At 71.9% G+C, this 23,689-nt stretch carries 23 protein-coding genes; 11 read left to right on the top strand and 12 right to left on the bottom strand.

The features are described 5' to 3' along the window. Window positions 1–27: 27 nt before the first annotated feature. Genes ung through alr form a run of 4 tightly spaced genes read right to left on the bottom strand, consistent with a single transcriptional unit; the run spans window position 28 to window position 3,411 of the window. Window positions 28–693, bottom strand: a complete 666-nt coding sequence (gene ung, locus ACTMTJ_RS01535) for a uracil-DNA glycosylase (protein ID WP_441214481.1) — start codon at window positions 691–693, stop codon at window positions 28–30. An 11-nt stretch (window positions 694–704) separates the two neighbouring features. After that, window positions 705–1,175 (bottom strand): tRNA (adenosine(37)-N6)-threonylcarbamoyltransferase complex ATPase subunit type 1 TsaE, encoded by a 471-nt coding sequence (gene tsaE / locus ACTMTJ_RS01530; protein ID WP_441214173.1) that lies wholly within the window; start codon window positions 1,173–1,175, stop codon window positions 705–707. Next, window positions 1,172–2,296 carry an alpha/beta fold hydrolase gene (locus tag ACTMTJ_RS01525; protein ID WP_441214172.1) on the bottom strand — a complete coding sequence of 375 codons (1,125 nt, stop codon included), beginning with the start codon at window positions 2,294–2,296 and terminating at the stop codon, window positions 1,172–1,174. The genes tsaE and ACTMTJ_RS01525 overlap by 4 nt, the downstream gene beginning before the upstream one ends. Further along, a complete protein-coding gene (alr, locus tag ACTMTJ_RS01520) occupies window positions 2,293–3,411 on the bottom strand; it encodes an alanine racemase (protein WP_441214171.1) in 1,119 nt (372 codons plus the stop codon). The genes ACTMTJ_RS01525 and alr overlap by 4 nt, the downstream gene beginning before the upstream one ends. 42 nt (window positions 3,412–3,453) lie before the next feature. Between alr and ACTMTJ_RS01515 the strand changes: the two genes are divergently transcribed. From ACTMTJ_RS01515 to ACTMTJ_RS01505, 3 genes are all read left to right on the top strand, one after another. Continuing rightward, a complete protein-coding gene (locus ACTMTJ_RS01515; protein WP_441214170.1) occupies window positions 3,454–4,425 on the top strand; it encodes a glycosyltransferase family 2 protein in 972 nt (323 codons plus the stop codon). A 99-nt stretch (window positions 4,426–4,524) separates the two neighbouring features. Beyond that, on the top strand, window positions 4,525–4,950 hold the full coding sequence (locus ACTMTJ_RS01510) for an ester cyclase (RefSeq protein ID WP_441214169.1): 426 nt from the start codon (window positions 4,525–4,527) through the stop codon (window positions 4,948–4,950). Between the two features lie 55 nt (window positions 4,951–5,005). Beyond that, window positions 5,006–5,368 carry a cupin domain-containing protein gene (locus ACTMTJ_RS01505; protein WP_441214168.1) on the top strand — a complete coding sequence of 121 codons (363 nt, stop codon included), beginning with the start codon at window positions 5,006–5,008 and terminating at the stop codon, window positions 5,366–5,368. Between the two features lie 5 nt (window positions 5,369–5,373). On the opposite strand, the gene ACTMTJ_RS01500 is transcribed toward ACTMTJ_RS01505, so the two are convergent. Genes ACTMTJ_RS01500 through glmS form a run of 3 tightly spaced genes read right to left on the bottom strand, consistent with a single transcriptional unit; the run spans window position 5,374 to window position 9,092 of the window. Next, window positions 5,374–6,807, bottom strand: coding sequence for an NAD(P)H-hydrate dehydratase (locus ACTMTJ_RS01500; protein ID WP_441214167.1), 1,434 nt, complete (start codon window positions 6,805–6,807; stop codon window positions 5,374–5,376). Next, window positions 6,804–7,196 (bottom strand): holo-ACP synthase, encoded by a 393-nt coding sequence (locus tag ACTMTJ_RS01495; protein WP_441214166.1) that lies wholly within the window; start codon window positions 7,194–7,196, stop codon window positions 6,804–6,806. The genes ACTMTJ_RS01500 and ACTMTJ_RS01495 overlap by 4 nt, the downstream gene beginning before the upstream one ends. Window positions 7,197–7,220: 24 nt before the next feature. Further along, window positions 7,221–9,092 (bottom strand): glutamine--fructose-6-phosphate transaminase (isomerizing), encoded by a 1,872-nt coding sequence (gene glmS / locus ACTMTJ_RS01490; protein WP_441214165.1) that lies wholly within the window; start codon window positions 9,090–9,092, stop codon window positions 7,221–7,223. Window positions 9,093–9,267: 175 nt separating this feature from the next. Between glmS and ACTMTJ_RS01485 the strand changes: the two genes are divergently transcribed. Together ACTMTJ_RS01485 and ACTMTJ_RS01480 are read left to right on the top strand one after the other, a co-directional pair. Further along, window positions 9,268–9,888: an MmpS family transport accessory protein gene (locus ACTMTJ_RS01485; protein ID WP_441214164.1), complete on the top strand. Its 621-nt coding sequence runs from the start codon at window positions 9,268–9,270 to the stop codon at window positions 9,886–9,888. Between the two features lie 237 nt (window positions 9,889–10,125). Then, the gene (locus ACTMTJ_RS01480) at window positions 10,126–11,304 is read left to right on the top strand and encodes a pyridoxal phosphate-dependent aminotransferase (RefSeq protein WP_441214163.1); all 1,179 of its coding nucleotides are present in this window, start codon (window positions 10,126–10,128) and stop codon (window positions 11,302–11,304) included. Between the two features lie 33 nt (window positions 11,305–11,337). On the opposite strand, the gene glmM is transcribed toward ACTMTJ_RS01480, so the two are convergent. The 3 genes from glmM to rplM all read right to left on the bottom strand — a co-directional run bounded on the left by glmM (window position 11,338) and on the right by rplM (window position 13,715). After that, window positions 11,338–12,684 carry a phosphoglucosamine mutase gene (gene glmM / locus ACTMTJ_RS01475; RefSeq protein WP_441214162.1) on the bottom strand — a complete coding sequence of 449 codons (1,347 nt, stop codon included), beginning with the start codon at window positions 12,682–12,684 and terminating at the stop codon, window positions 11,338–11,340. Between the two features lie 96 nt (window positions 12,685–12,780). Next, window positions 12,781–13,251, bottom strand: a complete 471-nt coding sequence (gene rpsI / locus ACTMTJ_RS01470; protein ID WP_441214161.1) for a 30S ribosomal protein S9 — start codon at window positions 13,249–13,251, stop codon at window positions 12,781–12,783. Window positions 13,252–13,271: 20 nt separating this feature from the next. After that, the gene (rplM, locus tag ACTMTJ_RS01465) at window positions 13,272–13,715 is read right to left on the bottom strand and encodes a 50S ribosomal protein L13 (protein ID WP_441214160.1); all 444 of its coding nucleotides are present in this window, start codon (window positions 13,713–13,715) and stop codon (window positions 13,272–13,274) included. A 231-nt stretch (window positions 13,716–13,946) separates the two neighbouring features. Between rplM and ACTMTJ_RS01460 the strand changes: the two genes are divergently transcribed. Beyond that, the gene (locus tag ACTMTJ_RS01460; protein WP_441214159.1) at window positions 13,947–15,311 is read left to right on the top strand and encodes an MFS transporter; all 1,365 of its coding nucleotides are present in this window, start codon (window positions 13,947–13,949) and stop codon (window positions 15,309–15,311) included. Window positions 15,312–15,412: 101 nt separating this feature from the next. Here the strand turns inward: ACTMTJ_RS01460 and ACTMTJ_RS01455 are convergent, their stop codons facing one another. Together ACTMTJ_RS01455 and ACTMTJ_RS01450 are read right to left on the bottom strand one after the other, a co-directional pair. Continuing rightward, entirely contained in the window at window positions 15,413–15,706 is a 294-nt protein-coding gene (locus ACTMTJ_RS01455; protein ID WP_441214158.1) for a type II toxin-antitoxin system PemK/MazF family toxin, read from the bottom strand. After that, window positions 15,696–15,941, bottom strand: coding sequence for a hypothetical protein (locus tag ACTMTJ_RS01450; RefSeq protein ID WP_308710614.1), 246 nt, complete (start codon window positions 15,939–15,941; stop codon window positions 15,696–15,698). The genes ACTMTJ_RS01455 and ACTMTJ_RS01450 overlap by 11 nt, the downstream gene beginning before the upstream one ends. A gap of 190 nt (window positions 15,942–16,131) precedes the next feature. Here ACTMTJ_RS01450 and ACTMTJ_RS01445 point away from each other — a divergent pair, with 190 nt between their 5' ends. Genes ACTMTJ_RS01445 through ACTMTJ_RS01425 form a run of 5 tightly spaced genes read left to right on the top strand, consistent with a single transcriptional unit; the run spans window position 16,132 to window position 23,582 of the window. Beyond that, window positions 16,132–18,213 (top strand): molybdopterin oxidoreductase family protein, encoded by a 2,082-nt coding sequence (locus ACTMTJ_RS01445; RefSeq protein ID WP_441214157.1) that lies wholly within the window; start codon window positions 16,132–16,134, stop codon window positions 18,211–18,213. After that, window positions 18,210–19,643 carry an FAD-dependent oxidoreductase gene (locus ACTMTJ_RS01440; protein WP_441214156.1) on the top strand — a complete coding sequence of 478 codons (1,434 nt, stop codon included), beginning with the start codon at window positions 18,210–18,212 and terminating at the stop codon, window positions 19,641–19,643. The genes ACTMTJ_RS01445 and ACTMTJ_RS01440 overlap by 4 nt, the downstream gene beginning before the upstream one ends. Continuing rightward, window positions 19,640–22,156 (top strand): nitrite reductase large subunit NirB, encoded by a 2,517-nt coding sequence (nirB, locus tag ACTMTJ_RS01435; RefSeq protein WP_441214155.1) that lies wholly within the window; start codon window positions 19,640–19,642, stop codon window positions 22,154–22,156. The genes ACTMTJ_RS01440 and nirB overlap by 4 nt, the downstream gene beginning before the upstream one ends. Further along, window positions 22,153–22,494 (top strand): nitrite reductase small subunit NirD, encoded by a 342-nt coding sequence (gene nirD / locus ACTMTJ_RS01430; protein ID WP_441214154.1) that lies wholly within the window; start codon window positions 22,153–22,155, stop codon window positions 22,492–22,494. The genes nirB and nirD overlap by 4 nt, the downstream gene beginning before the upstream one ends. After that, window positions 22,494–23,582 carry a uroporphyrinogen-III synthase gene (locus ACTMTJ_RS01425; RefSeq protein ID WP_441214153.1) on the top strand — a complete coding sequence of 363 codons (1,089 nt, stop codon included), beginning with the start codon at window positions 22,494–22,496 and terminating at the stop codon, window positions 23,580–23,582. Before nirD ends, ACTMTJ_RS01425 begins: the two co-directional genes overlap by 1 nt. The last annotated feature ends 107 nt before the right edge of the window (window positions 23,583–23,689 follow it).

Here is a 23,689-nt window from a genome sequence, read left to right as displayed (position 1 = left end):
TATGCACCCTATCCGGGCCGCCAGGGGCTAGAGGCGGGACCAGTCGATGGGGTCGAGGCCGGCGTCGGCGAGGGCCTTGTTTGTCGCGCTGAAGGGCCGGGTGCCAAGGAAGCCACGCGGGTTCATCGGGCTCGGGTGGCCGGCCTCCAGCACCACGTGCGCCGGGTTGGTCACCAGCTCGGCCTTCTTGCGCGCGTATCCGCCCCAGAGCAGGAACACCACCCGCTCCGCGCGGTCGTTCAGCGCACGGATCGTGGCGTCCGTGAAGTCTTCCCAGCCGCGGTTGGCGTGCGAGCCGGGCTTGCCCTCGCGGACGGTGAGCACCGCGTTGAGCAGCAGCACGCCCTGGGCCGCCCAGCCGGTGAGGTCGCCGGAGCGGGACGGCGGCACGTCGAGGTCGGCGGCGAGCTCCTTGTACACGTTGCGCAGGGAAGGCGGCACCGCGATGCCGGGGCGCACGCTGAAGCTGAGCCCGTGCGCCTGGCCGGGCTTGTGGTACGGGTCCTGGCCCAGGATCAGCACGCGGCAGGCCTCGGGCGCGCAGAGCCGGTACGCCGAGAAGAGGTCCTCCAGCGGCGGGAAGCACGGCCCGGCCTGGAACTCGGCCTCGACGAACGCGGCCAGCTCCGCCATGCGCGCGTCGTCGAGATACGGCTTGACCACCGCCTGCCACGACGACGGCAGCAGGGTCATCAGGTCGAGAGTCACAAGTCCTCCACGCGTGCCGTCCAGTCCCCACCGTGGGGCTCGAGTCGGACCTCGCGGGAGTCGTCGTCGCGGCGGTCGATGCGGACCTGGAGGTGCGCGTCGGACAGCTGCTCCACCACGCCCTCGCCCCACTCCACCACGGTGACCGAGTCGTCCACCGAGGCGTCCAGGTCGAGGTCGTCGATCTCCGCCCGCGGGTCGATCGCAGAGCCTAGCCGGTACGCGTCCGCGTGTACGAGAGCGACGCGGCCGCCCTTGGCCGGATCCGGCCGGTGTACGCGGGCGATGACGAACGTGGGCGAGGTGATGTCGCCGCGCACGCCGAGGCCGGCGCCGATCCCGCGGACCAGCGCGGTCTTGCCGGCGCCGAGCGGGCCGGTGAGCACGACAAGGTCACCGGCGCGGAGCACGGCGCCGAGGCGGCGCCCGAATTCTTCGGTATCGGAGACAGTGGACAGAGTGGTCACGCGGTCAGTTTCTCCAGAAACGCGATGAGCACGGCGTTGACCTCGTCGGCGTGTTCCAGCATCACCACGTGGCCGCTGTCGGGCACCTTCACGAACTCGGCGTCCGGCACGTGTCGCAGGATCTCCTCCGAATGGGTGACCGGCGTGATCATGTCTTTGTCGCCGACGATGACCAGCGCGAGCGCCGACCGCAGCGCCTTGAGCGCCGGGTAGCGGGCGTGCGTGTAGAGGGTGCGCAGGTAGCGCGCGACGGTCTCGGTGGAGGTGCGGGAGTTCATTTCCTCCACATAGGACACCAGGGCGGGGCTGGGCTTGGTGTCGCCGAACCCGTACCTGCGGGTGAGCAGCCAGGCCAGGTCGGACGACGCGTGCCGGGCCCGGTCGATCACGCCGCCGCTGAGCCGGGTGGCGCTGTTGACCAGCGGCATCAGCGGCGAGCCGGCCTTGGCGATCAGCGCGGGCAGCCCGAACTTGGTCTCCTCCAGCCGCCCGCCCGAGGTGGACATCAGCACGGTGGCCACGACCCGGTCGCCGAAGTACTCCGGGTGCTGCTCGGCGAAGGCCATGATGGTCATGCCGCCCATGGAGTGTCCGATCAGCACGATCGGGCCCTCCGGCACGGTCTCGTCGAGCACGGCCTTGAGGGCCTCGCCGAGCGCGGGCAGCTCGTACTCGCCGGACTCCAGCTTGCCGGAGTGGCCGTGTCCGGGCTGGTCGTAGAAGACCATCCGGTAGTCGCCGCGGCGGGTCAGCTCCTTGCGCTGGAAGTGGAACGTGCCCATGTCGAGGCAGAAGCCGTGCACGAAGACGAGGGTCGGCTCCAGCGAGGTCATCGCGCCGGTCACGTCCGCGACGAAGTCGGCGTCGAGCTCGACGCCGTCGGTGGGCTCGACGATCTCCACGTAGAGGTCGGTGCCGTCCGCGGTGGTGACGGTGAGTGCCTCGTCGTATGCGAGGCGACCGAAGTCCTCGTTGGCGTACGGGTCGTCGGGCGCGCGCTTGGAGCGGCGTACCAGGGCGCGCTCGGCCACCACACCGGCCGCCACGCCGACGGCCGCGATACCCACGACGGCGCCGAGCAGCCCAGCCCGTTTGCGCATCGACCGACTGGCAAGACTCATGCGCCCGCTCCGTCGTAGATCCGCGGCACCCGCACCCCGCCGAAACGCGTCACGATCTCGTAGTTGATCGTGCCGACGGCCTCGGCCCAGTCGTCGGCGGTGGGCTCGCCGTTCGCGCCGCTGCCGAATAGCGTCGCCACGTCGCCGGCGGCGACCGGGTCGTCGCCGCAGTCGAGCACCACCTGGTCCATGCAGACCCGCCCGGCGATCCGCCGCACCTTGCCGCCCAGCTCGATGGGGCCCGAGTTGGAGGCGTGGCGGGGGATGCCGTCCGCGTATCCGAGGGGCACGACGGCGAGGGTGGTCTCCCGCTCGGTGAAGTACGTGTGGCCGTACGACACGCCCTGCCCCGCCGGCACCCGCTTGGTGAGCATGACCCGGGCTCGCGCCGTCATCGCCGGCCGCAGACCGTAGCGCTCTCCGATCACCGGCGAGAGGCCGTAGACGGCGATGCCTGGCCGCACCAGGTCGAAGTGGGCGTCGGGGCGGGTAAGGGTGGCGGCCGAGTTGGCGATGTGCTTGTAGGGGGCGTCGACGCCGAGGCGCTCGGCGGTCGCCACGCCCTCCCGGAAGACGTCGAGCTGGCGGTCGATGGTCTCGTGGCCGGGCGCGTCCGCGTACACGAAGTGGCTCCAGATCCCGACGATCTCGATCGATCCGTCGGCCTCGGCCTTCGCGGCGGCTTCGACCAGCGCCGGCCAGTCGGACGGTGTCGCGCCGCCGCGCGCCAGGCCCGTGTCGATTTTCAGGTGTACCCGTGCGGGGCGGCCGGCCGTGCGTGCCGCGTCGATCATCTCGCCGAGCTGGGCGAGGCCGCCGACGCCGAGGTCGACTCCGGCGGTGACCCCTTCGTGCAGGGGCAACCCGGGCGCGAACAGCCAGGCGAGCACCGGTGCGGTGATGCCGGCGCGCCGTAAGGTGAGCGCCTCGTCGAGCGTGCACACGCCGAGCCAGCTCGCGCCCGACTCGAGGGCCGCTCGAGCCACCGGCAGCATGCCGTGCCCGTACGCGTCGGCCTTGACCACCACCATGACCTCGGCGGTCGTGCCGGCACGCAACAGGGCCACGTTGTCGCGGATCGCGTCCAGGTCGACGCGCACTTCGGCCTGCCACATGCGGATCAGCCTACTGGCCCGTCAGCACGTAACATCCTGTACATGCGCCTGTCCGTTGTGGTGCCGTGCTTCAACGAGGAGGCGTCCGTCGAGCGGCTGCACGCCGCGGTCAAGGCCGCCACCGAAGCGCTGCCCGCCGAGATCGAAATCGTCTTCGTCGATGACGGCAGCGACGACGGCACGCTCGTGGCGCTCCGCGGGCTGGCCACGCGGGACGAAACGGTCAAGTACACGTCCTTGAGCCGAAACTTCGGCAAGGAGTCGGCCATGTTGGCCGGTCTCGAGCGGGCCAGTGGCGACGCCATCGTGATCATGGATGCCGATCTCCAGCATCCGCCGCACCTGCTGCCCCGCATGGTCGAGCTCTTCGAGCAGGGTTACGACCAGGTGATCGCCACCCGCGACCGGCGGGGTGACCACTTCTTCCGCTCGTTCGCCTCGCGTGCCTTCTACCGGATGGTCAACCGCCTGGTCGACGTGCAGCTGACCGACGGCGCGGGCGACTTCCGGCTGCTCTCCCGGCGGGCGGTCGACGCGATCCTGTCGCTGCCCGAGTACAACCGCTTCTCCAAGGGCCTCTACTCGTGGATCGGCTTCAACACTGTCGCGTTCGCGTACACGAACGAGGCGCGTCAGGGCGGCCAGAGCAAGTGGACCATCGGCAAGCTGTTCAACTACGCGCTCGACGGGCTGCTGTCGTTCAACAACCGGCCGCTGCGCCTGGCGATCTACGCCGGCATGGCGCTGACGGTGCTGGCCGTGGCGTACATGACATGGGTCGTGATCAGTGCGGTCGCGCGCGGCATCGACATGCCCGGTTACACCACGATCATCGTCAGCGTCATCGGGCTGGGCGGCATCCAGATGACGATCCTCGGGATCATCGGCGAGTACATCGGCCGCCTCTACTACGAGGCCAAGCGGCGGCCGCACTATCTGGCCAAGGAGACCGAGGCCTCGACCATCCGACCACCCAGCGCCCGCCGTCCGTCCTCGGAGTCCACCCGTCCGTAGTCACCCGGTCACTGAGCCTTGACATGCGCGCTTGACCAGGGGCTACGTTCGAGCAATGTGACGTGGACCACACGCGTCGCAGGCACGAAGGGGGGCGCTATGGGAAGCAATGTCGAAACCCACCGCGCGACGATGGAGGCCTTCAACAACCGGGACTGGGCGGCCGCGGCCGGGCCGATGCGGGAGGACGCGATCTACACCGACCATCCGCGCGGCGAGTCGGTGAAGGGCCCGGTCGAGTTGGTCGACTGGATGAAAGAGTGGGCCGCCGGGTTTTCCGACGGGCGGAGCGTCGACCACCGGTTCATCGACGGTGGCGACTACACGGTCTGCCTCTTCCGCGCGCAGGGCACCAACGACGGGCCGATGGGGCCGCTGCCGGCCACCGGGCGCCGGATCGACGTGCCGTTCTGCGAAGTGTTCCACTACGACAGCGACGGCAAGATCGTCTCGGGCGAGATGTTCTACGACGTCATGACGATGATGGTGCAACTGGGCCACGCCGAGCCCATGCCGACCAGCTGACGGACTTTTCGAGGGGGGATACCGGGCTGGGGAGGCTTCGGGGTTAGGGGGAGTCATGAGCAACATCGAGATCAAGACCTTCGACAAGGCGGACGAGACCCGCACATTCGAAGGCCAGGGCTGGGCCGACTTCGTAACCGTCGGCGGCCGGACGGTAGCCAGAGGCCACTTCGAGCCGGGCTGGCGGTGGTCCCGCAACGTCAAGCCGATCGTGGGCGGTGACCTGTGTCAGGTGTCGCACCTCGGCTACTGCCTCGAGGGCCGCATGCGGGTCACCATGGGCGACGGCACCGAGCGGGAGCTGACGCCGGGTGAGGTCGCGGCGATCCCGCCCGGACACGACGCCGAGGTGGTGGGCAGCGAGACCTGCGTGTTCCTCGACTTCGGGGAGATCGCCGAGTACGCACTGCCCAAGTAGCGCTTTCAGAACGAGGCGGGCACCACGTCGCGGAGCGCGGTGGCCACGTCCGGCGCGGTCACCGGGCCGCGCCGGGCGGCCTCCCGTCCGGCCAACCCGTGCAGGTAGGAGGCTGCGACCGCCGCCCGCTCCGGTGACACCCGGGCGGCCAGCAGCGAGCCGAGCAGCCCGGCCAGCACATCGCCGGTGCCGCCGGTGGCCAGTGCCGGCGTGCCGGTCGGGTTGGCCCACGCGTGGCCGGCCGGCGTGGCGACGACCGTGCGGTCGCCCTTGAGCAGCACGACCGCGTTCATCCACGAGGCCAGGCGGAGCGCGGCGCCCACGCGGTCGTCGCCGGGCTCTCCCCCGGCCAGCCGGGCGAACTCACGGTCGTGCGGGGTGACCACGATCGGCGCGTCGCGGCCGCGCAGCTGGTCGGCCATCGAGCCGTCGACGAGCAGCGTCAGCGCGTCGGCGTCGAGCACGACCGGCAGCGAGGTCGCCAGCACGGTACGTAGCTCGGTGGCAGCCGACTCGTCGGTGCCGAGGCCCGAGCCGCACACCCACGCCTGCACCCGCCCGGCGTCGGCCACCCGCTTGGTGGCGATCACGGAAGGGTGGTGGCGAAGCACGTGGCCCGCGGCGCCGCCGGCGTACCGGACCATGCCCGCCGGGCCGGCCAGCGCGCCGCCGACGGAGAGGACAGCCGCGCCCGGATATGTCGCCGAGCCGGTCGCGATGCCCACGACGCCCCGCGTGTACTTCTCCGAGGCGGCGTCCAGGCGCGGCCACCACTCCTCGATGTCCGGCCACTCGGCCACGGCCAGCGCCGCGTCCGCCCGCAGCCAGGGCCCGAGGCCGATGTCGACGAGCTCGACCTCGCCGGCGCACGGCGCGGCCGGCCCCACCACCAGCGCCGGCTTGAGGCAGCCGAACGTGACGGTCACGTCGGCCCGCACCGCCGGCCCGCTCAGCCCGCCGCTGTCGACGTCGACGCCGCTGGGGATGTCGACCGCCACGATCGTCGTACGCCGCGCGGTGAGCAGGCGCACCGCGGCCTCGGCGGCCGGGCGCAGGCCACCCGACCCGCCCAGCCCCACGATGCCGTCGACGGCGAGGTCGACCTCGCGCGGCACCGCGTCGACCACCTGGCCGCCGGCGGCCCGGAGCGCGGCGAGGCCGCCCTCGTGCACCCGCTCGGGCGCCAGCAGCAGCACCGAGACCGCCACTCCGCGGCGGGCCAGGAAGGCGCCGGCGTAGAGGGCGTCGCCGCCGTTGTTGCCGGCGCCGACGAGCAGCAGGACGCGGGAGCCGTACACGCCGCCCCGCTCGGCGAGCAGGAGCGCGCACCGGCGGGCCAGGCCGGCGGCGGCGCGCTGCATGAGCGAGCCCTCCGGCACGGTGCGCATCAGCGCTTCCTCGGCCGCGCGCACGTCGCTGACCCGCCAGGCACGCCTCATGGGGTCGCCACCTCTTCCGCCAACCGCTCCGCTACCACCATGGCGGATGCGATGCCCCCGTCGTGCGACAACGACAGATGCCAGCGGGTGATCCCCCGGTCGGTGGCCACGGCCTTGACCGTGCCGGAGACGGTCAGCCACGGCCGGCCGTCGGGGTCGGTGACGATCTCGCAGTCGTGCCAGCGCAGCCCCACCGGCGCGCCCAGCGCCTTCGCCACCGCCTCCTTGGCCGCGAAGCGGGCGGCGAGCGACTCGGGCGAGCGCGGGTTGCCCGACGCCGTGAACCGCTCGGACTCGGTGAAGAGCCGGTCGGACAGCAGCGGTGTGCGGGCGAGCGCCCTGGTGAACCGTTCTACGAGGACGACGTCGATGCCGACAGCCACGATCACGGGTTAGACCCTATCGGCGGCGGCTCACTCCACAGTGACGGACTTGGCCAGGTTGCGCGGCTGGTCGACATCGTGGCCGCGGGCGGCGGCGATCTCGCAGGCGAGCACCTGGAGCGGCACGGTGGTCACCAGCGGAGCGAGGAGCGTCGGCGTGCGGGGCACCCGGACGAGGTGGTCGGCATAGGGCACGACGGCCTCGTCGCCCTCCTCGGCGATCACGATCGTGCGGGCGCCGCGGGCGCGCACCTCCTGGATGTTGGAGACGATCTTGTCGTGCAGCACGCCGCGGCCGGCCGGCGAGGGCACCACGCACACCACCGGGCAGCCCTCGTCGATCAGCGCGATCGGACCGTGCTTGAGCTCGCCGGCCGCGAAGCCCTCGGCGTGCATGTACGCCAGCTCCTTGAGCTTGAGCGCGCCCTCCAGCGCCACCGGGTAGCCCACGTGGCGGCCGATGAACAGCACGCTCTTGGCCTCGGCGAGCGAACGGGCCAGCTCGCGCACCGGCTCCATCGTGGCGAGGACCTCCTGCACCTTGCCCGGCATCTCCTGTAGCTGGGCGACGACCGCGGCGACCTCGTCGGCGTACTTGATGCCGCGCACCTGGGCCAGGTGGAGCCCGACGAGGTAGCAGGCGACGAGCTGGGTGAGGAACGCCTTCGTCGAGGCGACCGCGATCTCCGGCCCGGCGTGCGTGTAGAGCACGGCGTCGGACTCGCGCGGGATCGTGGAGCCGTTGGTATTGCAGATCGCGAGCACGCGCGCCTTTTGCTCCTTGGCGTGCCGCAGCGCCATCAGCGTGTCCATGGTCTCGCCGGACTGGCTGATCGCCACCACCAGCGTCGACCGGTCGAGCACGGGGTCGCGGTAGCGGAACTCGCTGGCCAGCTCGACCTCGCAGGGGATGCGGGTCCAGTGCTCGATCGCGTACTTGGCGACGAGGCCGGCGTGGTACGACGTGCCGCAGGAGACGATGAAGATCTTGTCGACGTCGCGCAGATCCTGGTCGGTGAGGCGCACCTCGTCGAGGATGATCTCGCCGTTTTCGCGCAGCCGGCCGATGAGCGTGTCGGCGACCGCCTGCGGCTGCTCGGCGATCTCCTTGAGCATGAAGTAGTCGTAGCCGCCCTTTTCCGCGGCAGAGGCATCCCAGTCGATGTGGAAGTCCTTGCCGGTGGCGGGCTGGCCGTCGAAGCTGGTGATCTCGATGCCCTCGGGGGTGATGAGCACGACCTGGTCTTGCCCCAGCTCGACCGCGTCACGGGTGTGCTCGATAAACGCGGACACGTCGCTGGCCAGGTAATTTTCCCCCGCACCGCGGCCCACCACCAGCGGCGAATTGCGCCGGGCGCCGACCACCGCGCCGGGCACGGCCGAGTCGACCGCGAGCAGCGTGAACGCGCCCTCCAGCCGCTGGCACACCCGGCGCATCGCGGCCGCCAGCCCCTCGGCGCTCGGCACGCCCTGGTCGGCCAGCTCGGCGGCGAGCAGGTGGGCGGCGCACTCGGTGTCGGTGTCGCTGGCGAACTCGACGCCGTCTGCCTCCAGCTCGGCGCGGAGCTTGGCGAAGTTTTCGATGATGCCGTTGTGGATCACGGCCACCCGGCCGTCGCGGGACATGTGTGGGTGAGCATTGCGGTCGGTCGGGCCGCCATGGGTGGCCCAGCGGGTGTGGCCGATCGCCGTTGCGCCGTCGCTCATGCCGGCGGTGGGCGCGTCGACCAGGATCTTTTCCAGATTGGCCAGCTTGCCGGCGCGCTTTTCGGTCAGCAGGCGGTCACCGACCACCACGGCGACGCCCGCCGAGTCATACCCGCGGTATTCCAACCGGCGCAGACCGTCCAGCACGATGCCCAGCGCCGGCCGCGCGCCGACGTAGCCCACGATTCCACACATGGCCCGCAGCGTAACCCACTTTCGCTCACGACGCTTGCTCGAAAGGCCCCCTATCGCTCATCCGACATGAGCGTTTGCGGCAATCCGGGGAAGAATCGGACACCGGACTTGCCCCGCGGGGCGATCGTGGAACACCGTGACTCGCCGCAGTCTCTATCCGGGGGGATAACGCTCGATGACCTACCCGCCGCCGCCCTACGAGCAGCAGCCGGGCGCCTACCCGACGCAGCCGGTGCCGCCCCCGCCGACCTCGTCCCCGCCCACCTCGCCCTACCCGACGTACCTCGGCCCACCCACCCCACCGCGCCGGTCCAACCGGCCACTGCTCGCGGTGGTGATCGTGCTGGCCGTGCTGCTGGCCGGCGGCACCGTGACGACGTGTGCGCTGCTGGGAAGGACCCCCGACCCCGGCACCACCGCGGGAGACAACACCCGCGACCCGCAGACGCCACGGGCGGAGCAGACGACGCCGGAAGCCGAGCCCTCGCCGAGCAAAGACGGCGGCTACGGCAGCGGCGCCAAGGTGGTGTACGAGGTCACCGGCGACGGCCCGGTGAGCATCGTCTTTCTCAAGGACGACGGCGTCACACCCGAGCGGGCCAGCGACACCGACCTGCCCTGGCGCAAGGAGCTGACGCTGTCGGAGGACGCCGCGCTGGTCACGGTGACCGCCATCCGCAGCGGCGGCGGCAAGGGCGCCATCGAGTGCCGCATCACGATCGACGGTGAAGAGGTCGCCAAGAAGAAGGCCAGCGGCACCTTCGCCACCGCCACGTGCACCAAGCTGATCCTCTGACAACCTTGAGCTGCCGCGACGTCCGCCGTGGTCCAGACCGCTGCTCCCGCAGCCTCACCCGTCCGCCGCTGGTCACGGTTCCACCTTTGCCTCCGGCGGTAGCTCAAATCTTTGATAGGGGCTTTCCGCGTGCGGGCCGAGGTCACGCCGCCCCGATGGTCGCGGGTCGCACGCGGCGTGGCGGACGGCCCGCCGGACCGCGGCCGGCATCGGCCCGCGCCGGATTAGGCTGGCCGCGTGACCACCATCGACAGCGATCCCGGCGTGCGGCGGATGCGGCCGTTCGGCACCACGATCTTCGCGGAGATGTCGGCGCTGGCGGTGCGCACCGGCGCGGTCAACCTGGGCCAGGGCTTCCCGGACACCGACGGGCCGGCCGAGATGCTGGAGGCGGCCGCCGAGGCGCTGCGCACCGGGCACAACCAGTACCCGCCCGGCCCCGGCGTCCCCGCGCTCCGCGCGGCCGTGGCTCAGCACCAGCGGCGGTTCTGGGGTCTGGAGTACAACCCGGACGGCGAGGTGCTGGTCACCGCCGGCGCGACCGAGGCGGTAGCGGCGGCGATCCTGGGGCTCTGCGAGCCGGGCGACGAGGTGGTGTGCTTCGAGCCCTACTACGACTCGTACGCGGCCTCGATCGCGCTCGCCGGCGCGGTGCGGCGGCCGGTCACGCTCCGCCCGTCGGCCGGCGGGCGGTACGCGTTCGACCCCGACGAGCTGCGCGCGGCGTTCGGCCCGCGTACCCGGCTGGTGCTGCTCAACTCCCCGCACAACCCGACCGGCAAGGTCTTCACGCGCGGCGAGCTCGCCCAGATCGCCGAGCTGTGCCAAGAGCACGGGGCGTACGCGGTGACCGACGAGGTGTACGAGCACCTGGTCTTCTCCGACGCCGCCGAGGCGCACATCCCGCTCGCCACGCTGCCCGGCATGCGTGAGCGCACCCTGCGCATCTCCTCGGCCGGCAAGACGTTCTCCTGCACCGGCTGGAAGATCGGCTGGGCGAGCGGCCCGGCCGAGCTGGTCACCGCCGTCATGCGGGTAAAGCAGTTCCTGACGTACGTCAACGGCGCGCCCTTCCAGCCCGCCGTGGCGGTGGCGCTCGGCCTGCCGGACAGCTACTACGAAGGGTTCCGCGCCGGGCTGGAGGCGCGGCGCGACCAGCTCGTGGCCGGGCTGACCGACGCCGGCTTCGGTGTGCTGCCGTCGGAGGGCACCTACTTCGTGACCGCCGACATCACCCCGCTGGGCGGCACCGACGGCATGGACTTCTGCCGCTCACTGCCCGAGCGCTGCGGCGTGGTGGCGGTGCCGACCCAGGTCTTCTACGACGACCCGGAGGCGGGCAAGCGGCTGGTCCGCTTCGCGTTCTGCAAGCGCCCGGAAGTCATCGACGAGGCCGCCCGGCGCCTGCGGGCGTGAGGCCGGGGCGGGCAGACCGCGGGGCGTAGCGACTCAGGCCGGGCTGACCGACCGCACGACCGCCGCGATGCGCTCGGCGACCGAGCGGGCCGTCTCCACCGTGGCCGCCTCGACCATGACCCGCACCAGCGGCTCGGTGCCGGAGGGGCGCAGCAGCACCCGCCCGGTCTCGCCCAGCTCCGCCTCCGCGTCGGCCGTCGCGGCCAGCACGGGCGCGGCGGTGGCACCGGCCGCGCGGTCGCCGACCGGCACGTTGACGAGCACCTGGGGCAGCTTGGTGACCACCGAGGCGAGGTCGGCGAGCGACCGGCCGGTGGCGGCCATCCGGGACATGAGGTGCAGGCCGGTGAGGACGCCGTCGCCGGTGGTGGCGTAGGCCGGCATCACGATGTGCCCGCTCTGCTCGCCGCCGAGCGCAAGGGCCGCGCCGCGCAGCTCCTCCAGCACGTACCGGTCGCCGACCTTGGTCTCGATCAGGCGGATGCCCTCGCGCGACATCGCCAGGCGCAGGCCGAGGTTGCTCATCACGGTGGCGACGAGCGTGTCCGCGGTCAGCGCGCCGCCCTCCCGCATGGCCAGGGCGAGGATCGCCATGATCTCGTCGCCGTCGACCTCGGTGCCGTCGGCGGTGACGGCCAGGCAGCGGTCGGCGTCGCCGTCGTGCGCGATGCCCAGGTGCGCGCCGTGCTCGAGCACCGCGGCCTTGACCGGCTCGAGATGGGTGGAGCCGCAGCCCTCGTTGATGTTGAGGCCGTCGGGCTCGGCGTGGATGGCGATCACCTCGGCGCCGGCCTCGCGGTAGGCCAGGGGTGCGACGTCGGAGGCCGCGCCGTTGGCGCAGTCGACCACGACCCGCAGCCCGTCGAGCCGGTGCGGCACGGTGCCGACGAGGTGCTGCACGTAGTGCTCGGCACCGTCGAGCAGGTCGTGCACCCGGCCGACGCCGCCGCCGGTGGGGCGGACGAACGACGCACCCGCCTCGATCGCCGCCTCGATCTTGTGCTCGACCTCGTCGGGAAGCTTGTGCCCGCCGGCCGCGAAGAGCTTGATGCCGTTGTCGGGCATCGGGTTGTGCGAGGCGGAGAGCATCACGCCGAGGTCGGCCTTTGCCTCGCCCACCAGGAAGGCCACGCCGGGCGTCGGCAGCACACCCACCCGCACCACGTTGGCGCCGGCGCTGGCCAGGCCGGCCACGACCGCCGCTTCGAGCATCTCGCCGCTCGCCCGCGGGTCGCGGCCGACGACCGCGAGCGGCGGGTGGCTGCGGTCGGACTCGGCGAGCGTGCGGGCCGCGGCGACCGCCACCGCCATCGCGAGCTCGGGCGTGAGGTCGGCGTTGGCCCGGCCCCGTACGCCATCAGTGCCGAAGAGACGAGCCATGACCCCTACTTCCTCGCAGCCGAGCAACAGAAGCGGCCGGCGCCGCCCCACTGTGTCACAGGGCGGCCCGGCCGTCTTTCAGCAGTACAAAACGCGTCAGCGCTTGGAGTACTGAGGAGCCTTGCGGGCCTTCTTCAGACCGTACTTCTTGCTCTCCTTGACGCGGGCGTCACGGGTGAGGAAGCCGGCCTTCTTCAGCGCCGGGCGGTCGTCGAGGTCGTTGGCGCAGAGCGCGCGGGCGATGCCCAGCCGCAGCGCGCCGGCCTGGCCGGTGATGCCGCCACCGCGCAGGTTGGCGATCACGTCGAAGGCCTCGAGCTTTTCGGCGGTCACCAGCGGCTCCTTGATGAGCTGCTGGTGCACCTTGCTGGGGAAGTAGTCTTCGAGCTCGCGACCGTTGCAAGTGATCTTGCCGGTGCCGGGCACGATGCGCACCCGGACGATGGCCTCCTTGCGGCGACCCACGGTCTGGATGGGACGGTCACCACGGGGCACGCGAACGACCGCGGGCGCCGGGGCGGTCTCGACGACCGGCGGCGCCGGAGTCGGGACGATGGTGTCGGTCATGCTGCTTCCTTCGTCCGCGCTCACTGCGCGATCTGCTTGATCTCGAACGGCACCGGCTTCTGGGCGGCGTGCGGGTGCTCGGCGCCGGCGTAGACCTTGAGCTTCTTGATCAGCTTTCGGCCCAGACGATTGTGCGGGAGCATGCCCCTGACGGCCAGCTCGATCGCCCGGTCGGGCCGCTTGCTCAGCAGCTCTTCGTAGTTGACCTGCTTGAGACCGCCCGGGTAACCGGAGTGCCGGTAGGCGATCTTGGTCTGCCGCTTGTTACCGGTAAGCGCGACCTTGCCGGCGTTGACGATCACCACGAAGTCACCGGTGTCGACGTGCGGCGCGAAGGTCGGCTTGTGCTTGCCGCGCAGCAGCGTGGCGGCGTGGGTCGCCAGACGGCCCAGCACGACGTCAGAGGCGTCGATGACGTGCCACTGACGCTCGATCTCACCCGGCTTCGGGCTGTACGTACGCACAGGTTTACCTTGTCTCGTCGTCGGTCTGGGGGCGCACGCCGAGGACGCCGCTCTTCGGCAGCGCGTCCGGCATTAGCACAACAGCAGGCAACGATACCCGGTCGCCACCCCGGGACGCAAAACGGGTCCGGCTCCTCACAACCTCCGGCGCCGTCGTGGTGCGGCTCGGTTTACCGCCCGGGTACGTCGAACGGAATCACGCGGCAAAGTCTCCTCCGTAACTTGCCCGCCATGAGTACGACACTGACCCCCACCGTGGCCGCCGCCGCGGCCGCCCCCGCCGGTAAGGGCCGGTGGCTCACCCACTGGGAGCCGGAGAACGAGGAGTTCTGGGCCACCACGGGCCGCCGGGTAGCCCGGCGCAACCTGGTGTTCTCGATCTTCGCGGAGCACCTCGGCTTCTCCGTCTGGACCATCTGGAGCGTCGTGGTCGTAGCGCTCCCGCAGGCCCAGTTCCCCTACTCCGTGGACCAGCGCTTCTGGCTGGTCGCGCTGCCCAACCTCATCGGCGCGCTGATGCGCATCCCCTACACGTTCGCGGTCACCCGGTTCGGCGGGCGCACCTGGACCATCATCAGCGCGCTGCTGCTGCTCATCCCGCTGGCCGGCCTCACCTACGCGGTGACCGCCAAGCCGTCGTACTGGGTGGTGCTGGCCTGCGCCGCCGCGGCCGGCTTCGGCGGCGGCAACTTCGCCTCCTCCATGACGAACATCTCGTTCTTCTACCCCGAGCGGAAGAAGGGTGCCGCGCTTGGCCTCAACGCCGCCGGCGGCAACATCGGCATCAGCACGATGCAGCTGTTCGTCCCCGTGGTGATCGCGGCCGGCCTCGTCTACGGCGGCCTGATGTGGGTGCCGCTGGTGCTGGCGGCGGCCGTCGGCGCCTACTTCTTCATGAACAACCTGGCGGTGGCCAAAACGCCCTTCCGGGCCCAGTTCGCCACCGTCAAGCGGCCGCACACCTGGGTCATGTCCTTCCTCTACATCGGCACGTTCGGCTCGTTCCTCGGCTACTCGGCGGCGTTCCCGCTGGTGCTCAAGCTCCAGTTTCCGGACGCGCCGACCGCACGCTGGGGCGCGGCGACAATCACGCTGGCCTTCACCGGCCCGCTGATCGGCTCGCTGGCCCGGCCGTTCGGCGGCTGGCTCTCCGACCGGGTCGGCGGGGCCCGGGTCACCGCGGCCTGCTTCACGCTCATGGCTCTGGGTTCGTACGGCGTGGTCAGCGCGGCCGGCGCCAAGAACATGGGGCTGTTCCTCGCCTCGTTCTGGCTGCTCTTCACGGCCGCCGGCGCCGGCAACGGCTCGACGTACCGGATGATCCCGGCGATCTTCGCGGCGAAGTCACCCGATCTCGCGACCGCCAAGCGCGAGTCGGCCGCGACGCTCGGCATCGCCGGCGCGATCGGCGCGATCGGCGGCTTCTACCTGCCCCGGGCGATAGCCGACTCGTACAACGCGACCGGCGGCGTCTCGACCGCCTTCACCTGGTTCGGCGTGATGTACGGCACCTGCCTCGCCGTCACCTGGTGGTGCTACCTGCGCCGCCGCGTCCTGATCACCCAGGTGCCGAGCCTGGCCCACGCCTCCATCTGACCGCACGCGAGTCTCGGGCCGCTCCCGCACCGGGGGCGGCCCGAACTTCTTATTTCCCCCACCACCGCGGACGTCGCGGTAGCTCGGATTGTCTCGATCTTCTACAGGTCTTGGATGATGCGGAGCGCTCTCGACACCCGCTGCATGGTGTCGGTGTCGGCGTAGTCGACGCACTCGGTAAACCACTTCTTCATGGGCGAGGAGAGCCGGTCGGGCATCACCACGTACTGGCCCATGGAGACGGCGAGTGGGGAGTCGCGCAGCAGCTCCTCTTCGACCACCTCGGCGACGAGGACGATCGGCACGTCCGTGCTGTTGTAGACGTCTGAGCTGATCACCAGGCCCAGCCGCTCGCGGGCGCCCTCGACGCGCCAGACCTCGCCCCTACGCAGCACGGAAGATCGCTGCGTCCACCATCGCCACCTCGCGCTCGTCGGCCAGCGCCGCGGCCTCCAGGTCGAAGCCGGCGCGCTGCACCGCGGCGGCGTGCGCGGCGAACACCTCGCGCAGCGCCTTTTCCCTCGCGGCCTGGTCCATCCAGGCGGACAGCGTCAGGCCGTCGCGCTCGGCGAACCGCCGTGCCTCTTCGATCGTGTCGTCGGGGAACGACAGGGTCACCTTTTTGGTCATGCGCCAGAGCTTACTCCCGGTATGACCGGCCGCCATCCGGACCGGCCACCTCGTCATATGCTGGGCAAACAGGCCGCGCGCTCACTCTCCGCGACCTGTCCCTCTTCCAAGGGTTGCGGTGAACGCCTCTTAGCAGGCCCGAAACAATCGGGACCCGGCCGCGAAACCGCCCCTGGGCACGCTTTGCGGCATGGCAGGCGCGGTGGAGAGTCTCGTGGCGACCCGGGAGGTCGCCACCCACTGTCCCTACTGCGCGCTCCAGTGCGGCATGACCCTCCGGGCGGCGCCGGAGGGTCCGGTCGAGGTCGTGGCCCGCGAGTTTCCCACCAACCGGGGCGGTCTGTGCCAGAAGGGTTGGACCGCGGCCGAGCTGCTCGACCACCCCGACCGGCTCACCACGCCGCTGGTCCGCGACGGCGGCGAGCTGCGCCCGGCCACCTGGGCCGAGGCGCTCGACCGGATCACCGCCGGCATCCGGCGGATCCAGGCGGCGCACGGGCGGGACGCGGTGGCGGTCTTCGGCGGCGGCGGCCTCACCAACGAGAAGGCGTACGCGCTGGGCAAGTTCGCCCGGGTGGCGCTCCGCACGAAAAACATCGACTACAACGGCCGGTTCTGCATGTCGTCGGCGGCCGCCGCGGGCATGCGGGCGTTCGGCGTCGACCGGGGGCTGCCCTTTCCGCTCGCCGACATCGGGCAGGCCGACACGCTGCTGCTCGTCGGTGCCAACGTCGCGGAGACGATGCCGCCGTTCGCGCGCTACCTCACCGAGCAGAAGGCGCGCGGCGGCACGCTGATCGTGGTCGACCCGCGGGCCACGGCCACCGCCCGGCAGGCCACGCTCCACATCCAGCCAACGCCCGGCACCGACCTGGCGCTGGCCAACGCGCTGCTGCACATCGCGCTGGGCGAGGGCTGGGTCGACGAGGCGTACATCGAGGACCGCACCAGCGGCTTCGACGAGGTGCGGCGCACGGTGGCGAGCTACTGGCCGGCCCGGGTCGAGCGGATGACCGGCGTGCCCGTGTCCGACCTGGAGGCGGCGGCCCGCGCGCTGGCCACCGCGCAGACGGCGATCATCCTGACCGCGCGCGGCGCCGAGCAGCATGCCAAGGGCGTCGACACGGTCACCGCGTTCATCAATCTGGCGCTCGCGCTCGGCCTGCCCGGACGGCCGGGGTCCGGCTACGGCTGCCTCACCGGCCAGGGCAACGGGCAGGGCGGGCGCGAGCACGGCCAGAAGGCCGACCAGCTTCCCGGCTACCGCAAGCTCGACGACCCGGCGGCACGCGCGCACGTGGCAGGAGTGTGGGGCGTCGACCCCGACGACCTGCCCGGCCCCGGCCCGTCGGCGTACGAGCTGCTGACCGGCGACGAGATGCGTGCCCTGCTGGTCTTCGGCTCCAACCCGGTGGTCTCCGCGCCCCGCGCCGGCCGCGTCGAAGCGCGCCTCAAGAGCCTCGACATGCTCGTCGTCGCCGACTTCGTGCTCTCCGAGACCGCGGCGATCGCCGACGTGGTGCTGCCGACCGCACAGTGGGCCGAGGAGGACGGCACGATGACCAACCTGGAGGGCCGGGTGCTGCGGCGCCACGCCCTCCGCGAGCCGCCGCCAGATGTGAGGACGGATCTGGCGGTGATCGCCGAGCTGGCCTCCCGGCTCGGCGCCGGCGCGCGGTTCACCACCGAGCCGCGAGCCGTGTTCGAGGAGCTGCGGCGTGCTTCTGCCGGGGGCACGGCCGACTACGCAGGCGTGACGTGGGAGCGGGTCGACGCCGAGGACGGCGTGTTCTGGCCGTGCCCATCGGTGGACCGGCCGGGTACGCCGCGGCTTTTCCTCGACGCCTTCGCGACGCCGGACGGGCAGGCCCGCTTTCTGCCGGTCGAGCACCGGCCGGTCGCCGAGGAGGTCGACGCGGAGTTTCCGCTCTACCTCACTACCGGCCGGGTCCTCGCGCAGTACCAGTCAGGCGCGCAGACCCGGCGGATCGAGCCGTTGCGCCGCAGCGCGCCCAACGCGTTCGTGGAGCTACACCCCGACCTGGCCGCCCGCCTCGGCATCGAGGCCGGCGACGAGGTCGTGGTCACCAGCCGGCGCGGTGAGATGCGGGCACCCGCCCGCCTCACCGAGACGATCCGGCCGGACACCGTTTTCGCGCCGTTCCACTGGGGCGGCGCTGCCCGGGCCAACTCACTGACGAGCGACGCCCTCGACCCGACGTCTCGAATGCCGGAGTTCAAGGTGTGCGCAGTCAAGGTACGAGCAGCATGAACGTCGTCATCATCGGATACGGCATGGCCGGCTCCCGGCTCGCGGCGGAGCTGCGTGACCGCGGCCCCCACATCAAGGTCACGGTGCTCGGTGCCGAGCCGCACCGCGCGTACAACCGGATCATGCTGTCGAGCGTGCTCGCCGGCAAGGTTCGCGAGCGCGACGTGGAGATCACCGAGGCCGCCGGGCACGGCATCGACCTGCGGCCGGGCGTGACCGTCACCGCGATCGACCGCGGCGCGCGCATGATCACGACGGATGCCGGCGACCGCATCGAGTACGACCACCTCGTGCTCGCCACCGGCAGCCGCGCGCTCATCCCGCCGCTGTCCGGCCTCGACCGCGAGCACCTGCCCGAGCGGGTCGCGGTGTTCCGCACGCTCGACGACTGCCGGCGCATCCTCGCCACCGCCTCCGGAGCGCGCACCGCGCTCGTACTCGGTGGGGGTCTGCTCGGCCTGGAGGCCGCGCGCGGGCTCGCCGCCCGGGGCATCGCCACCGAGGTCGTGCACGCGGTCGGCCACCTCATGGAGCGCCAGCTCGACCCCGGCGCCAGCGCGGTGCTCGTGCGCACGCTGGCCGGCATCGGCATCACCGCACACCTCGACGCGATGGCCGCCTCGGTGGCCGCCGACGCCGACGGCGTGACGCTCGGCCTGGCCGACGGGCGCGAGCTCCGCGCCGACCTGCTCGTGGTGGCCTGTGGCGTGCGGCCCGAGACGGCGCTGGCCGCCGAGACCGGCCTCGCCGTCGAGCGGGGCGTCGTGGTCGACGACCACATGCGCACCAGCGACCCGCACATCTCCGCGATCGGCGACTGCGCGCAGCACGAGGGCGTGGTGAGCGGTCTTGTCGCGCCGGCGTGGGAGCAAGCCCGGATCGTCGCCCGGGTGCTCGGCGGCGAAGACCCGCTCGCGAGGTACCGGCCGCTTCCGGTGGTGACCCGGCTCAAGGCCGCGGGCATCGACCTCGCCGCGATGGGCACGTCGATGCCGGCCGAAGGCGCCGAGGAGCTGAGCTTCGCCGACCCGGCCCGCGGCACCTACGCGAAGCTGACGATCGTCGACGAGCGGCTCACCGGTGCCATCCTGCTCGGTGACAACCCGTCGGTCGGCGCGGTGATCCAGCTCTTCGACCGCGGGGCGCCGGTCCCCGTCGACCGGCGGGCGCTGCTCCTCGGCCGCGCAATCGGGGTGCCGGCCGCGACGCAGGCGGAGTCGCCGGCACTGATGCCCGACGCCGCCACGGTCTGCCAGTGCAACACCGTCAGCAAGGGGGCACTCGTGCGCTGCTGGCGCGCGGGTGCCCGGTCCGTCGACGACGTGGTCGCCGCGACCAGGGCCACGACCGGCTGCGGCACCTGCCGCGACGCGGTCGAAGGCATCGTCGACTGGCTCTCCACTGTGGACTCGTCGGAGGTCGCCGCATGAAACAGCTCGTGGTCGTCGGCAACGGCATGGTGGGCCAGCGCTTCGTCGAGGCGCTGCGCTCCCGGGACACGGCGGGCGAGTGGCGGGTCACCGTACTGGCCGAAGAGGGCCGCGCGGCATACGACCGGGTGCGGCTCTCCGCGTTCTTCGACGGGGTATCGGCCGAGGAGCTGAGCCTGCACACCGCCGACGACGGCGTCGACCTGCGGCTCGGCGAGCCGGTCACGCGGATCGACCGCGCGCGGCGGGTGGCGTTCACCGGCGGCGGGGAGTACCCGTACGACGCGCTCGTCTTCGCCACCGGCTCGTACCCGTTCGTGCCGCCGGTCGACGGCACCGACCTGCGTGGGGTCTTCGTCTACCGCACGCTGGACGACCTCGAGGCGATCCGCGACCACGCCAAGGGCCGCCGCACCGGCGCCGTGATCGGCGGTGGCCTGCTCGGGCTGGAGGCGGCCAACGCGCTGCGGCTGCTCGGGCTCTCCACCCACGTGGTGGAGTTCGCGCCGCGGCTGATGCCGGTGCAGGTCGACGAGGCCGGCGGCGCGATGCTGCGGCGCTACGTCGAGGAGCTCGACGTCAAGGTGCACACCGGCACCGGGACGACCGCGATCCGCCCGCGCACCGACGGCGACGGCGTGCACGGCCTCACGCTCTCCGACGGTTCCTGGATCCAGGCCGACATCGTGGTGGTCGCCGCCGGCATCCGGCCGCGCGACGACGTCGCCCGTGCCGCCGGGCTCGACGTGGGCGAGCGCGGCGGCATCCTGGTCGACCCCGCCTGCCGCACCTCCGACGAGCGCATCTGGGCGGTCGGCGAGTGCGCGGCCGTCGAGGGGCGCTGCTACGGGCTCGTCGCACCCGGATACGCCATGGCCGAGGTGGTGGCCGACCGGCTGCTCGGCGGCGAGGCGACGTTCCCCGGCGCGGACCTGTCCACCAAGCTCAAGCTGCTCGGCGTCGACGTGGCCTCGTTCGGCGACGCGCACGGCACGACCGAGGGCTGCCTCGACGTCACGTTCACCGACCCGGCCACCCGCGTGTACGCGAAGCTGGTGCTCTCCGACGACGCGAAGACGCTGCTCGGCGGCGTGCTCGTCGGTGACGCGACGGCATACCCGACGCTCCGGGCAAGCGTCGGGGGGCCGTTGCCCGGTCCGCCGCTGGCGCTGCTGGCCCCCGAGTCCGACGGCGCCGGCACCGGTGCGGGCATCGCCGCGCTGCCGGGCGGGGCGCAGGTCTGCTCGTGCAACGCGGTGACCAAGGACCAGATCGTCGGCGTGATCCACGAGGGCTGCACCGACGTGCCGGCCATCAAGGCGTGCACCCGCGCCGGCACCAGCTGCGGCTCCTGCGTGCCGATGCTCAAGCAGCTGCTGGCCGTCTCCGGGGTGCAGCTGTCCAAGGCGCTGTGCGAGCACTTCGAACACAGCCGGCAAGAGCTCTTCGAGATCGTCCGAGTGCGCGGCATCCGCACGTTCTCGCAGCTCGTGACCGAGCACGGGCGCGGGCGCGGTTGCGACATCTGCAAGCCGGCGGTGGCCTCGATCCTCGCCTCGCTCGGCAACGGGTACGTGCTGGACGGCGAGCAGGCCGCGCTCCAGGACACCAACGACCACTTCCTGGCCAACATCCAGCGCGACGGCACGTACTCGGTGGTGCCACGCATACCCGGCGGCGAGATCACCCCGGAAAAGCTCATCGTGATCGGCGAGGTGGCCCGCGACTTCAACCTGTACACGAAGATCACCGGTGGCCAGCGGATCGACCTGTTCGGCGCGCGCGTGGAGCAGCTGCCGCAGATCTGGCGCCGGCTCGTCGACGCCGGTTTCGAGTCCGGCCACGCGTACGGCAAGGCACTGCGCACGGTCAAGTCCTGCGTCGGCTCCACCTGGTGCCGCTACGGGGTGCAGGACTCGGTCGGGCTCGCAGTCGCGCTGGAGCTGCGCTACCGCGGGCTGCGCGCGCCACACAAAATCAAGTCGGCGGTCTCCGGGTGTGCCCGCGAGTGCGCCGAGGCGCGGAGCAAAGACTTCGGCATCATCGCCACCGACAACGGGTGGAACCTCTACGTCGGCGGCAACGGCGGCTTCCGCCCGCGCCACGCCGACCTCTTCGCCAGCGATCTGTCCACCGAGGACCTCGTGCGGTACGTCGACAGGTTCCTCATGTTCTACATCCGCACGGCCGACCGGCTCCAACGCACCGCCGCGTGGATCGAGGCGATGGAAGGCGGCCTCGACCACCTGCGCGCGGTCATCGTCGACGACTCGCTCGGCATCTGCGCCGACCTCGACGAGGCGATGGCGCGCCACGTCGACAAGTACGAGGACGAGTGGCGGGCCACCGTCGACGACCCGGAGCGCGTGCGCCGGTTCACCTCCTTCGTAAACGCGCCGGACACCCCCGACCCCACCATCACGTTCGAGGTGGAGCGGGGCCAGCCGGTACCGGCACTGGGCGAGCGCCGACCTGTGGTGCTCGGTCTACCGACGATGGGAGTACGCCAATGACGGACACTCTGACGGCGCGCTGGGAAGTGATCTGCCCGCAGCAGCGGGTAGAACCAGAGCGGGGTGTGGCCGCGCTGGTCGGGGGTGAGCAGGTCGCCATCTTCCGCACGTTCGACGGCGAGCTCTTCGCCATCGAAAACCGCGACCCGATCGCCGGCGCGAACGTGATGTCGCGGGGCATCGTCGGCAGCCGCGGCGACGCGCCGACGGTCGCGTCCCCGCTCCACAAAGAGGTGTACGACCTGCGCACCGGCGAATGCCTGGACGTGGCCGGCGTGGCGGTACGCACCTTTGCGGTGCGGGTGCGGGACGGCATGGTCGAAGTGAGCGGCGGCTGATGTCCGAGGAGCTCTCCGGCTTCACGGTCGGGGTGACCGCGGACCGGCGCCGCGACGAGTTGGCCGCCCTGCTGGAACGGCGCGGCGCGCGCGTCGTGCTCGCCCCCGCGCTGCGGATCGTGCCGCTGGCCGACGACACCGAGCTGCGCGCGGCCACGAGGGCGTGCCTGGAGCGCCCGCCGGACGTGGTGATGGCCAACACCGGCATCGGCATGCGCGGCTGGCTGGAGGCCGCTGAGGGCTGGGGCCTGGCCGAGCCGCTCCGCTCGGTGCTGGGCCACGCGTACATCGTTGCCCGCGGCCCCAAGGCCCGCGGCGCCATCCGGGCGGCCGGGCTGCACGACGAGTGGTCACCCGCCTCGGAAAGCTGCGACGAGGTCATCGACCATCTGCGACACCGAGGCGTCGACGGCCAGGTCGTCGCGATGCAACTCCACGGCGAACGCCAACCCGAGTGCACCGCCGCCCTGGAGGCCGCCGGCGCCACGGTCATCGAGGTGCCCGTCTACCGCTGGGCACCGCCCACCGACCCCGCTCCGCTGCACCGCCTGGTAGACCTGATCACCGGCCGTCTGGTCGACGCGGTCACGTTCACCTCGGCACCGGCAGCCGGCGCACTCCTGCGGGCGGCCGGCGCCAGCGGCGACGCGGTCCTGGACGCGCTCCGCTCCGACGTGCTGGCGGCCTGCGTAGGCCCGGTGACCGCCGCCCCCCTGCGCCGCCACGGCGTGCCGGTGATAGCACCCGCCCGCGCACGGCTCGGCGCGCTGGTCCGCACGATCGTGGACGAGCTCCCCCAACGCGCGGTAAACCTCAAGGTGGCCGGCCACGTCCTCACCCTCCGCGGCCACGCGGCGGTGGTCGACGGCGAGCTCCGCCCACTGGCACCGGCACCGATGTCGGTGCTCCGCGCCCTAGCGGCAACCCCTGGCCGCGTGCTGTCCCGGGCCGCGCTACTACGCACCCTCCCGCGCGGCGCCGACGAACACGCCGTGGAGATGGCCGTGGCCCGCCTCCGCGCCGGCCTGGGCGCCCCCGGGGTGGTCCAGACCGTCGTAAAGCGCGGCTACCGCCTACCCGTCGACTGAATCCGCTCCGTGGCCTTCGACTGAACCGAGACCCGAGCTACCACGACGCCCGTCACCGCAGGTCGAAGGTGGTCTGGTCCGCTGCTCCCGCGGCTCACTCTCGCGTT

The sequence above is a fragment of the Phytohabitans sp. LJ34 genome, assembly GCF_052068095.1.
GTDB lineage: Bacteria > Actinomycetota > Actinomycetes > Mycobacteriales > Micromonosporaceae > Phytohabitans.
Note: the sequence above shows the minus strand (reverse complement) of the source record. Positions and strands in the feature narration are given on the sequence as shown.